An 11798-nucleotide genomic window follows, 5' to 3' on the forward strand; every position below is an offset into this window, starting at 1 on the left:
AGGGCGCGACGACGACGGTGTTCATGTCTCTGCTCCTCCCGCTCGGGCTTCCCGGGCTCGTCCCGGTGCGTCGTCGAGCCTAGGGGTGCGCGCGGGGGTCTGTCCAGGGTCGGACGATCGGTCGGATGCGGCGGACGTCTGATCGGGCGCGCGGGCCCCGGCCCTGGAAGCGTGGAAGCATGACCACGACCGCCCCCGTTCCCACCGTGACGCCCGCCCGTGCCGACCGCATCCGCTACGGCGGCCTGATCGCCCTCATGATCATGGGCTTCCTGCTCGTGACGGCCGAGTTCCTGCCCAACGGGGTGCTCACGGAGATGGCCGACGGACTGGGGGTCACGCCGGGACAGGCCGGGCAGACCGTCACGGTCACCGCGCTCGTGGGGCTCGTGGTGGCGCCGACCGTGGGGCTCGTGTTCCCGCGGCTCGACCGCCGGTCGCTGCTGGTGTGGATGGCGCTCGCCGCCGCCGTGTCGAACCTCGTGGTCGCGATCGCCCCGAACCTCGTGATCGTGCTGCTGGCGCGGTTCCTGCTGGGCGCGGCGATCAGCGCGTACTGGACCATGTCGATCACGGTCGCCGCGCGGCTGGCGGGCCCCGAGCACCTCGGGCGCGGGGTGATGTTCACGTCGGCCGGGGTGTCGCTGGCCACGGTCGCCGGGGTGCCGCTGGGCGTGATGCTGAGCGAGCTGGTGGACTGGCGCGCGGTGTTCGCGATCGCGGGCGTGCTGATGGCGGTGCTCGCGGTGGCCCTGCGCTGGGCGTTGCCGTCGGTGCCGGCCGAGCGGGCGTCGAGCCTGCGGCTGCTCGTCGACACGGTGCGCCGCCCCGGCATCGGGCTCGGCATGGTCGGGCACGTGCTCGTGGTGCTGGGTCACTTCCTCGCCTACACGTACGTGCGGCTCGCGCTGGAGCGCATCCCCGACGTCGACGCGTCCACGATCGTCGTCCTGCTGGCGCTGTTCGGCGTCGGCGGTCTGCTCGGCAACATCTCGATCGGCCTCGTGATCGACCGCACGTTCGCGTTCTTCGCCGTGTTCGCGCCGCTCGTGATCTCGGCCGCGGTGGTGTCGATGATCGTGTTCGCCGGGTCGATCGTCGGCGTGGGGGCCGTGGTGCTGCTGTGGGGCTTCTTCTTCTCGTCGTGGCTGATCGTGGTGAACACGTGGGTGGGTCACCGCATGCCGGATCGGCTGGAGGCCGGGGGCAGCCTGGTCGTGGTCGGGTTCCAGGGGGCGATCACGCTCGCGGCCGGGATCGGCGGACTGCTCGTGGACACCCTGAGCATCGAGCTGGTCTACACGATCGGTGCCGCATCGCTGCTCGCCGGTGCGGTGCTGTTCGGGCTGTCGAACCGCCAGGGCGCGCGCTCGTAGCGTGCCCTGGCCGCGCGGGGCTCAGGCGGGGACGAGGGTGCGGGAGGCCGCGCGCCAGGCGGACGGGGTCGTGCCCGTTCGGCGGCGGAACGCGCGGCTGAACCCCTCGTCGGAGGCGTAGCCCAGCTCGCGCGAGACCTCCGACACGGAGCGCCCCGCCTCGAGCATCCGCTTCGCCGCGTCCACGCGCACCTCGGTCACGTAGTCGGCGGGGGAGCGGCCGACCGTGGCGCGGAACCGCTCAGCGAACGCCGAGCGCGACATGGCTCCGACGGCCGCGAGGCGCTCGACCGTCCAGTCGCGCCCCGGCTGCTCGTGGATGGCCTCCACCACGCGGTCCAGGAACGGATCCTTCGACAGTGCGGGCCAGCCCGCGGGCGCGCAGCCGTTGGCCGCCCACGCGCGGATGACCGAGAGCAGCACGGTGGTGGCCATCATGCGGCAGATGAGCGGATCGCCCTGGCGGGTCGCGCACGTGGTGGCGTCGACGATGCCCATGTTCTCGGCGAGGGCGGCAGCGGCGGGCTCGAGCGTGTCGAAGCCGGTCACGGTGAGGAAGGGCGGCAGGAGCGCGGGCAGCGGTGACGTGGTGTCGGCGAGCTCGATGTCGACGAGCAGCAGCGCGGTGTCGGTGTCGGCCTCGAGCGCGAACGGGTCGCCGCCGAGCAGGAGGAACGCGTCGCCCGTGACCAGGTGCTCGCGGTCGCCGCGCGGGGTCGCGGAGAGCTGCGGCGGGGCGGCCTGCACGTCGAGCCGGCAGCCGGCACCGAGCGGGGGGTGGCCGTGCACGCGCCCGTCCGCGAGGTAGGCCAGGGCGATCCGGTCGCTGGCGAGGGGGAGGAGTGTGCCGGCCTGCAGGTGCACGCGGCGGGCCACGCCGACCCGCAGATCGACCGTTCCGAGCACGTGCGAGAGCGCGTCCGCATCCACCGTCACCATGCCTTCGGCAACGCCCCCGTGGCACCCCCTATTCCGGGGACGTGCTCGGGAACCCTCCGCGGGGATGCATAGCCGACCCGGATACGCTGGAGGGGTACCCCACCCGAGGAGTCCCGTGTTCCGCACCCCTGGCCGCCTGTACCGAGTTCTCGCGATCGCGGAGGCGATCACCTGGACGATCCTGATCGCGGCGATGATCGCCCGCGCGGTCGGCGCTCCGGGGCTGGTGGTCACGGTCGGCGGCGGCATCCACGGGTTCGTGTTCCTCGCCTACGCGGCCACGGCCGTGCTGGTCGCGCTGAACCAGCGCTGGCACCCCGGGGTCGGTGTGCTCGCGGTCGTGAGCGCGGTGATCCCTTACGCCACGATCCCGATGGAGCTCTGGCTGCACCGCACCGGGCGCCTCGCGGGCGACTGGCGGCTGGAGGCCACGGACGACCCGCGCGACCGCCGCTGGTACGACCGCCTGATGCGCTGGTTCCTCCGCCGCCCGTGGGTGCTGGCGGTGCTGCTCGTGGTGGGCATCGTGGCGCTCTACGTCATCCTGCTGCTGGTGGGCCCGCCCGGCGGCAAGTGACCCCGCGGCGCGGACTGTACGCCTGACGGGGGCCCGGGGGAAGGGGCTGCGTCGATCGCGCGCGCAGCCGAACACTGGCACGGTCGCGGACGGCGTTCCCTGGCGCGCATCGTCACGCCTCGTCAAAGTTGAGTCGGGTCGTATCAACTTCCTTTGACACCGAGCAGTGGTCGGAGTACACTTGAGCCATCGTGACTCAGGTTTCCCTGGTCGCCGCAGGTTTTCCGAACCATCCAGACTTCCCAACAAAGGAGAGAACACATGGCACGTGCTGTCGGTATCGACCTCGGAACCACCAACTCCGTCGTCAGCGTCCTCGAGGGCGGCGAGCCCAAGGTCATCGCCAACGCTGAGGGCTTCCGCACGACCCCCTCGGTCGTGGCCTTCACCAAGGACGGGGAGGTGCTCGTCGGCGAGACCGCGAAGCGCCAGGCCGTCACCAACGTCGACCGGACCATCGCCTCGGTCAAGCGCCACATGGGCACCGACTGGACCTTCGAGGTCGACGGCAAGAAGTGGACGCCGCAGGAGATCTCCGCGCGCATCCTCCAGAAGCTCAAGCGCGACGCCGAGGCGTACCTGGGCGACACCGTGACCGACGCCGTCATCACGGTCCCCGCGTACTTCAACGACGCCGAGCGTCAGGCCACCAAGGAGGCCGGTGAGATCGCGGGCCTCAACGTGCTCCGCATCATCAACGAGCCCACCGCCGCGGCCCTCGCCTACGGCCTCGACAAGGGCAAGGAGGACGAGCTCATCCTCGTCTTCGACCTCGGTGGCGGAACGTTCGACGTCTCGCTGCTCGAGGTGGGCAAGGACGACGACTTCTCCACGATCCAGGTGCGCGCCACCGCCGGTGACAACCGCCTCGGTGGAGACGACTGGGACCAGCGCCTCGTCGATTACCTGATCAAGCAGTTCAAGGAGACCACGGGCGTCGACGTCTCGGGTGACAAGATCGCGCTGCAGCGCCTCAAGGAGGCCGCGGAGCAGGCGAAGAAGGAGCTCTCCAGCTCCACGTCGACCAGCATCAACCTGCCCTACCTGTCGCTGACGGAGTCGGGCCCGGTGTCGCTGAGCGAGACCATCACCCGCGCGAAGTTCGAGGACCTCACGAAGGACCTGCTCGACCGCACCAAGAAGCCGTTCGAGGACGTGATCCGCGAGGCCGGCATCAAGGTCGGCGACATCGACCACGTCGTGCTCGTGGGTGGTTCCACCCGTATGCCCGCCGTCGCCGAGCTCGTCAAGCGCGAGACCGGCAAGGAAGCCAACAAGGGCGTGAACCCGGACGAGGTCGTCGCCGTCGGCGCCGCGCTGCAGGCCGGTGTCCTGAAGGGCGAGCGCAAGGACGTCCTCCTCATCGACGTCACCCCGCTCTCGCTCGGCATCGAGACCAAGGGCGGCATGATGACCAAGCTCATCGAGCGCAACACGGCCATCCCGACCAAGCGCAGCGAGACCTTCACCACGGCCGACGACAACCAGCCGTCCGTCGCGATCCAGGTCTTCCAGGGCGAGCGTGACTTCACGCGCGACAACAAGCCGCTCGGCACCTTCGAGCTGACCGGCATCGCCCCCGCCCCGCGCGGCATTCCGCAGATCGAGGTCACGTTCGACATCGACGCCAACGGCATCGTGCACGTGTCCGCGAAGGACAAGGGCACCGGCACCGAGAAGTCGATCGTCATCTCCGGCGGCTCGTCGCTGTCGAAGGAGGACATCGAGCGCATGGTGCGCGAGGCCGAGGAGCACGCCGCCGAGGACAAGGCGCGTCGTGAGGCCGCGGAGACCCGCAACCAGGCGGAGACCCTGGCCTACTCGATCGAGAAGCTCATCTCGGAGAACGAGGACAAGCTCCCCGACGACGTCAAGACCGAGGTCAAGGGCGATGTCGACGCCCTCAAGACGGCCCTGGCCGGCGACGACGACGAGGCCGTGAAGACCGCGTTCGAGAAGCTCAACCAGTCGCAGTCGAAGCTCGGCGAGGCCATCTACGCCTCCTCGCAGGCGGATGCCGCGTCCGGCGCTTCGGCCGACGGCGAGGCCCCGGCCGGTGACGCCCCCTCCTCCGAGGAAGACGTCATCGACGCCGAGGTCGTCGACGACGAGGACGAGAAGAAGTAACCATGACCGACAAGAACTTCGACGAGAACCAGAATCCTGAGTCCGCCGAAGGTCGCAGCGAGGGGTCGGACGCTCAGGCGTCCGGCCCCGCGCCGCAGAACCCGGACTCCCGCGAGGCGAAGGCCGCCGAGGGGTCGGACGAGACGCCGGTCGACGGCGCTCCCGACGACCTCACGGTGGACGACATCCTCGGTGCCGCGCAGACGGCCGACGCCGCTGCCGGTGACGCGGCCATCGCCGATGCGGAAAACGCTCTGCTGAACGACCTGAAGCGCCTGCAGGCCGAGTACGCCAACTACCGCCGCCGCACGGAGGAGCAGCGCCAGATCGAGATCGAGCGCGCGAAGGGCGAGGCCGCCAAGGGCCTCATCCCCGTGCTCGACGACCTGGGCCGCGCCGAGCAGCACGGCGACCTCGTGGAGGGCACGCCCTTCGCCGTGATCGCCGACAAGGTGCGCGCCGTGGTGGAGCGTCTTGGTGTGGTGGGCTACGGCGAGAAGGGCGAGGAGTTCGACCCGCAGCGCCACGAGGCCATCTTCCAGCAGCCGACTCCCGGCGTCGAGAAGGCCACGGTGCTCGAGGTCGTCGAGGTGGGATACCGCCTCGGTGACGTCGAGCTGCGTCCCGCGAAGGTCGTCGTCGCCGTCCCCGCGGAGTAGGTGATCGATGGCCAGCCAGGATTGGTTCGACAAGGACTTCTACAAGACCCTCGGGGTCTCGAAGGACGTCAGCGACGCTGACCTCAAGAAGACGTACCGCAAGCTCGCGCGCAAGTATCACCCCGACTCCAATCAGGGCGATGCGAAGGCCGAGGCCAAGTTCAAGGAGATCAGCGAGGCCTACTCGGTGCTCTCCGATCCCGAGCAGCGCAAGGAGTACGACGAGATCCGGGCCATGGGCTCGGGGGCGCGCTTCACCGCGAGCGGCTCGGGCGCGGGCGGGTTCGAAGACGTCTTCAGCCGGTTCGGACAGCAGGGGCGTGGCCAGACCGCCGACTTCGAGGACATCTTCGCGATGTTCAACCAGGGGCAGGGCGGGTCGTTCGGCTCCGGTCGCTTCGGGCAGACGTCCGGCGGCTTCCGGGGCTTCGGCGGTCCGCAGCGCGGCGCCGACGTCACGGCGCGCACCACGCTCGACTTCACCACCGCCGTGCAGGGTGAGACCATCACGCTGCAGGGCGAGGACGGCAAGCCGTTCAAGGTGAAGATCCCCGCGGGTGTCGCGGACGGGCAGAAGATCCGCCTGCGCGGACGGGGTCGCCCCTCGCCGGACGGCGGGGAGAGCGGCGACATCGTGGTGCAGATCACCGTGCGACCGCACCCCGTGTTCACGCGCGACGGTCTCAACCTGCGCGTGGTGGTGCCGGTCACGTTCACCGAGGCCACGCTCGGCGCCACCATCGAGGTGCCGACGCTGGGCGGAGACGTGGTCAAGCTGCGCGTCGCCCCCGGCACCCCCTCCGGGCGGGTGCTGCGCGTCAAGGGCCGTGGTGTCGCGACCGCCAAGGGCACGGGCGACCTGCTCGCCGAGCTCCAGGTCGCGGTGCCGACGCACCTCGACGACGCCGCGCGCGAGGCGCTGGAGAAGTTCCAGCAGCTGGAGCCGCAGGAGAACCCGCGGGCGGAGTTGATGGCGAAGGCCCGCCGATGAGGGCGAACGCCGAGCGACGGGGGTGGAGTGCGTGATGGACGCCGACACCCCCGTCTTCGCGATCGCCGCGGCGGCCGAGCTGTCCGGCCTGCACCCGCAGACCCTGCGCCAGTACGACCGCATCGGGCTGGTGGTGCCCGGTCGCACCTCGGGCGGTTCGCGCCGCTATTCGCCGCGGAACATCGAGCAGCTGCGGGAAGTGGCGCAGTTGTCGTCCGAGGGCATGAGCCTGCCCGCGATCGCGAAGCTGCTCGACCTGGAAGACGAGAACCGGATGCTGCGCGGACGGGTGGCGGCGCTGGAGGCCGCGCTGCGCGCCGAACGGGAGAACCGTCCGGGCGTGCGGGTGTTCGCGGCCGGTTCCTCGGGCGTGGTCCCCGTGCCCGGCGGGCGGCGGCTGCGTCGCTCGACCGAGCTGGTGCTGTGGCACCCGCGCGGTTCTGCGTAAGTCGCGCCCGCCGCGTTCAGGCGATGGAAAGCCGCTCTTCCTAGCGTGGGGGCAGGGAACCCCCTGGTCCGCGCCGCGCGCGGGTGTCCTGCCACGAAGGAAGAACTCCTCATGACGAACACCACTGCCCACCGCCCCGCCCCCTCCCTGGGACTCCTGATCCTCCGGGTCGTCACCGGGGCGATCTTCGCCGCCCACGGCGCCCAGAAGATCTTCGAGTTCACGATCCCCGGCACGATCGGCAGCTTCGCCGGCATGGGCGTGCCGCTCGCCGAGATCGCCGCCCCGGTCGTCGCATTCGTGGAGCTGATCGGCGGCATCCTGCTCATCCTCGGGCTGTTCACCCGCCCGGTCGGCGTGCTCCTCGCGATCGACATGCTGGTCGCGCTCGTGCTCGTGCACCTGCCCGCCGGACTCTGGGTGGGCGAGGGCGGCTACGAGTTCGTGGCCGTGCTGGGTGCGGCCGCGCTGGCACTCGCGCTCACCGGCGCGGGGCGCTTCTCGATCGACGGCGCCGTGCTGCGGGGACGCGCCCCCGCCTGGCTGGCCTGACCGGTCAGCCCTCGCCCCGGTCGACCCCGACCCGGCGCACCAGCACCCACGTGTTGCCGGTGTCGCCGGGCACGTGGCGAAACTCGTCGAGCGCGGCCTGCGACAGCGCCAGACCACGGCCGCTCTCGCTGTCCTCGCCGGGCATGGTCACGGTGTCCCAGTCGATCGGGGCGGGCGGCGCGGTGTCGCGGATGTAGGCGCGCAGCTCCTCCGGCGACACGCGCACGTCCACGCTGAACACCACGTCGGTGCGCTCGTTGTGCTGCGCGATGTTGGTGGTCACTTCGCTGACGGCCAGGGCGAACAGCACCTGGTCCTCCGCAGGGATCTCCGGGCCGTCGGCCCAGAGACGGTCGAGCGCGTCGAGCGCGCTGTCGACCAGGGCGAGCCCGGCGGGCCCGTCGACGTGGAACGCCCGGACCTCAGCGGCCATCGAACGCCGATTCCGGCGTCGGGTAGTCGCGCAGCACGCGATCCAGGTTGGTCAGGTGCAACACCGTGCGCACGGCCTCCGGCACGGCCGCGATCCGCAGGTCACCGCCGGCCACGCGGGCGCTCTTGAGCCCGCCGACCAGGGCGCCCAGGCCCGAGGAGTCGACGAACTCGGTGCCGCTCAGGTCGATCGCGATGCGCGGCTGGCCGGCGTCCACGAGGTCGCTCACGGCGTTGCGCAGCAGCGGTGCTCCGGACGCGGTGAGGCGCCCCGTGATCGTGACGACGGCGTACCCGTCTCTGGTGTCAGTGCTGACGTTCATGCGACTCCTTCTCGAGGATCTCGGCGGCGGGGCCGCGGTAGCGGGCGGCCTGGATGATGACGCTGAGCACGACCAGGTCGTACAGCACCCAGGCCGTGTTCACGAGGGTGCCCGTGCCGTCGGCCGTGCCGAGGAACACCCGGGTCACGCCGATCACGAGCGCGATGGCGAGCACGACCATGGCGGTGAGCTGCGGCCAGATCTCGCCCCACGGCACGCCGCGCGGGTCGCGGCCGTCCTTGCGGGTGACCGCGAACGACAGCGGCCGCCCCAGCACGACGTTCGCGAAGGCCGTCCAGCAGGCGCGGATCCACACCGGGAACAGGGCGAGCGAGTACTGCTGCCCCCGCCAGGTCTTCACGCCCTTCGCGACCACGAGGAACAGGGCCTGGTTGATCAGGAAGTACGGCAGGAACCGCGCGAAGAAGTCGACCGACCACGCGGTCACCGGAAGCACCCCGAACACGAGGTAGATCACGGGCGCTGCGAGGTACACGATCGCGGCGAACCCCGACAGGTAGCTCCACATCGTGGCGAAGTACATCAGCCGCTGGCCCAACGAGAGGCCGCGCTTGGCGAGCGGGTTGTCGCGCAGCATCACCTGCAGCGTGCCCTGCGCCCACCGCAGGCGCTGCGTGAGCATGGTGCGCAGGTCTTCCGGGGCGAGCCCGTGCGCCAGGATCTCGTGGTGGTACACGCTGCGCCAGCCCAGCGCGTGCAGCTGCATCGCGGTCGCCATGTCCTCCGTGACCGAGATCGTGGCGAGCGGGAGGATCGGCTGCGCCTCGTCGCCGCGGTCGAGGCGCAGCGTGTCGAGCAGTCCGCGCACGGCCTCCACGGCGGTGATGGGCGACAGGTCGCTCGATGCGAGCGCGTCGAGTCCGGCCTCGTCGACCACGACCTGCCCGAGCTCGGCGTCCTGCTGCATCGGGAGCGCCCCGATCTCGGCGAGGTCGGCGCGGATCCCGTCGAGGTCGTGCGCCACGAGGATGCGGGAGGCGTTGTCGACGGCCTCGCGCACGCGGGCGGCGACCTCCGCCACCGCCTCTCCGGCGGCCAGCTCCTTGCGGCCGCGCGAGATCGCGATGCGCAGCGCCCCGAGCTCGGTCGCGAGGGCGGGCTCGGTCGCGGCCTCCGCCTCCTTCGCGATCAGCGCCTCAGAGGCCTTGAGCGCCCTGGCGGCCGAGTCGGTCACCTCGCGCACGTAGCCGACGATGCCGAGCTGCATGAGCGCCTCGCGCCGCAGCACCGCGTTGGAGCCGCAGAAGAACGCGGCGTTCCACCCGTCTTTGCCCTGCTGGATGGGGCCGTAGAACAGCGGCGCCTGGCTGCCCAGCGGGTCGGCCTCGTCGACGTTGACGAACCACTGCGGCGTCTGCACCAGCGCGACCTCGGGATCGTCGGCGAAGTACCCGAGGGTGCGGTGCAGGATCAGCGGGTCGGGCACCTGGTCGGCGTCGAGGATGAGCAGGAACTCGCCGTCGGTCTGGAACAGGGCGCTGTTGAGGTTGCCGGCCTTCGCGTGGCGGGGCTTGCCCGTCCAGTCCTCGGACCGGGTGAGGTAGCCGACGCCCGCCGCCCTGGCCTCGGCCTCCAGGTCGGGACGGGAACCGTCGTCGAGGATCCACGTGGAGTGCGGGTAGGCGATGCGCTTCGCGGCCCGCGCGGTGGTCATGACCAGCTCGATCGGTTCGTCGTAGGTGGTGATGAACACGTCGACCGTGCCCTGCGGCGGCGACACCGGGGCCGGCCGTTCGCGCGCCCGCCACATCGTCAGGCAGAACAGGAATGTGTCGATCAGGCTGTAGGTCTCCGCGATCACGAGGGGCACGGCGATCCACCACGCCGACCAGTTCACCGACTCGAGCCAGCGCCAGGCCACGTAGTTCACGCCGAGCAGCACCGACAGCAGCGCCAGCACCCGGATGGTCGCGAACCGGGCGGTCATGCGTCCCGCCTCACCACGACCACGGTGATGTCGTCGGTGGCGCGGTCGTCGGAGTTCGCCAGTCGCAGCGCCTCCTGCACGGCGCCGTCCGGGCCGAGGCTGTCGAGCACGCGCTGCACGTGGCCGAACGGGTCGTCCGGGTCGAGCACGTCGAGCAGCCCGTCGCTGCAGCAGATGAACGTGTCGCCCGGCTCCAGCGTCGTGGTGACCGACTCGCGGGGGTCGACCACGCCCATGCCCATGCCGAGGGGGAGGTTGGTCGAGCGCAGCGAGGTCCACGAGCCGTCCGCGCGGATCACGAACGCGAGACTATGGCCCGCGTCGATCACCTCGAGCTCCCCGGTGGACGGCCGCAGCTCGGCGACCACGGCCGTGACGAACATCGAGGTGTCGGCGAGGTCGTCCTCCAGCAGCCGGTCGACGTCGGCCACCGCGGCGGTGAGCGAGCGCTCCGGGGCGGTGCGGAGGGATGCGCGCACGGTCGCCGCCACGAGCGCGGGGCCGGTGCCCTTGCCCATCGCGTCGGCGAGCGTGACCCGCAGGGCGTCGCCATGCCGCGAGAAGTCGTAGTAGTCGCCGGCGAGTGTGCCGCGGGCGGCGGCGCCGGCGGAGATCGTGTAACCGTCGAGCTCGGGCAGCACGCGGGGCTGGAGGGCGCGCTGCACGATCGCGGCGTGGTCGACGTCTTCGTCGCGCGCGAGCTCGGTCTGCACCCAGAACGCGAGGTCGCGGAGCAGGTCCTGCTGCGACTCCGTGAGCACGTGGGGCTCGGTGTCGAGCACGCACAGGGTGCCGATGGGCTCTCCGCCCGGCGCGTGCAGCGGGTGCCCGGCGTAGAACCGCAGGTGCGGGTCGCCCGTGACGAAGGGGTTGTCGGCGAACAGGTCGGTGGTGCTCGCGTCTTCCACCACGACGGTGCGGTCCTGCGACACCGTGTAGTCGCAGAACGAATCCTGGCGCGGGGCCTCGTTGCCCCCGAGCCCGATCTGTGTCTTGCGCCACTGCCGGTCGCGGTCGATCAGCGAGACGCTGACCATGGGCACGCCGAACATCTCCTTCGCCAGTCGCGCCACTCTGTCCACTCGTTCATCGGGTGGTGTGTCAAGGATCCCCAGTTCCTCGAGCGCTGCCTGTCGCCGTCGCTCGTCGAACATTGCTCCGCCCCTCCTACGGTCGCTTTCCGGTCATCCTATGGGGAATATCGGCTGCGTGGTCGGTGCGGATCCTGCGGCGAGGGGAGAACCACAGGAAACGGTTCTGCGCAAGCCCAGTGGCGAAACGCTTCTCCGGTCCTAGGGTCCGATTCAAGGATCGGACCGCCGACTGCGCCTCCCCCGACGCACAGGCAGCGCGGCCGCATCCCCGTCATCCACGGTGTCCGCGAGAACCGGCACCAGGGTCTCTTCGGCGTGCCCCCGCGCGCCGG

12 protein-coding genes are annotated in these 11798 nt (G+C 70.9%); 7 read left to right on the forward strand and 5 right to left on the reverse strand.

What is annotated here, in order from left to right:
- Positions 1-179 precede the first annotated feature (179 nt).
- Entirely contained in the window at positions 180-1376 is a 1197-nt protein-coding gene (locus KE274_RS06335) for an MFS transporter (protein WP_211541963.1), read from the forward strand.
- 21 nt (positions 1377-1397) lie between these two features.
- On the opposite strand, the gene KE274_RS06340 is transcribed toward KE274_RS06335, so the two are convergent.
- On the reverse strand, positions 1398-2315 hold the full coding sequence (locus KE274_RS06340) for a helix-turn-helix domain-containing protein (protein ID WP_211541965.1): 918 nt from the start codon (positions 2313-2315) through the stop codon (positions 1398-1400).
- 115 nt (positions 2316-2430) lie between these two features.
- Between KE274_RS06340 and KE274_RS06345 the strand changes: the two genes are divergently transcribed.
- The 6 genes from KE274_RS06345 to KE274_RS06370 all read left to right on the forward strand — a co-directional run bounded on the left by KE274_RS06345 (position 2431) and on the right by KE274_RS06370 (position 7669).
- Positions 2431-2892, forward strand: coding sequence for a DUF3817 domain-containing protein (locus KE274_RS06345; protein ID WP_211541967.1), 462 nt, complete (start codon positions 2431-2433; stop codon positions 2890-2892).
- Between the two features lie 261 nt (positions 2893-3153).
- Positions 3154-5019, forward strand: coding sequence for a molecular chaperone DnaK (dnaK, locus tag KE274_RS06350; RefSeq protein WP_211541969.1), 1866 nt, complete (start codon positions 3154-3156; stop codon positions 5017-5019).
- 2 nt (positions 5020-5021) lie between these two features.
- Positions 5022-5678, forward strand: a complete 657-nt coding sequence (locus tag KE274_RS06355; protein ID WP_211541971.1) for a nucleotide exchange factor GrpE — start codon at positions 5022-5024, stop codon at positions 5676-5678.
- 7 nt (positions 5679-5685) lie between these two features.
- Complete coding sequence (locus tag KE274_RS06360) at positions 5686-6669, forward strand: DnaJ C-terminal domain-containing protein (protein ID WP_211541973.1); 984 nt, start codon at positions 5686-5688, stop codon at positions 6667-6669.
- 34 nt (positions 6670-6703) lie between these two features.
- Positions 6704-7117, forward strand: a complete 414-nt coding sequence (locus KE274_RS06365) for a heat shock protein transcriptional repressor HspR (protein ID WP_211541975.1) — start codon at positions 6704-6706, stop codon at positions 7115-7117.
- 111 nt (positions 7118-7228) lie between these two features.
- Positions 7229-7669 carry a DoxX family protein gene (locus tag KE274_RS06370; RefSeq protein WP_211541977.1) on the forward strand — a complete coding sequence of 147 codons (441 nt, stop codon included), beginning with the start codon at positions 7229-7231 and terminating at the stop codon, positions 7667-7669.
- A gap of 4 nt (positions 7670-7673) precedes the next feature.
- On the opposite strand, the gene KE274_RS06375 is transcribed toward KE274_RS06370, so the two are convergent.
- The 4 genes from KE274_RS06375 to KE274_RS06390 are packed head-to-tail and all read right to left on the reverse strand — an operon-like array spanning position 7674 to position 11526.
- Positions 7674-8102, reverse strand: a complete 429-nt coding sequence (locus tag KE274_RS06375; RefSeq protein WP_211541979.1) for an ATP-binding protein — start codon at positions 8100-8102, stop codon at positions 7674-7676.
- The gene (locus tag KE274_RS06380; protein ID WP_211541981.1) at positions 8092-8424 is read right to left on the reverse strand and encodes an STAS domain-containing protein; all 333 of its coding nucleotides are present in this window, start codon (positions 8422-8424) and stop codon (positions 8092-8094) included. The genes KE274_RS06375 and KE274_RS06380 overlap by 11 nt, the downstream gene beginning before the upstream one ends.
- Complete coding sequence (locus tag KE274_RS06385) at positions 8408-10372, reverse strand: glycosyltransferase family 2 protein (protein WP_211541983.1); 1965 nt, start codon at positions 10370-10372, stop codon at positions 8408-8410. Before KE274_RS06385 ends, KE274_RS06380 begins: the two co-directional genes overlap by 17 nt.
- Entirely contained in the window at positions 10369-11526 is a 1158-nt protein-coding gene (locus KE274_RS06390; protein ID WP_283091346.1) for a PP2C family protein-serine/threonine phosphatase, read from the reverse strand. The genes KE274_RS06385 and KE274_RS06390 overlap by 4 nt, the downstream gene beginning before the upstream one ends.
- Positions 11527-11798: the final 272 nt, after the last annotated feature.

The organism is Microbacterium paraoxydans (genome assembly GCF_018224615.1).
Taxonomy (GTDB): Bacteria; Actinomycetota; Actinomycetes; order Actinomycetales; family Microbacteriaceae; genus Microbacterium; species Microbacterium paraoxydans_B.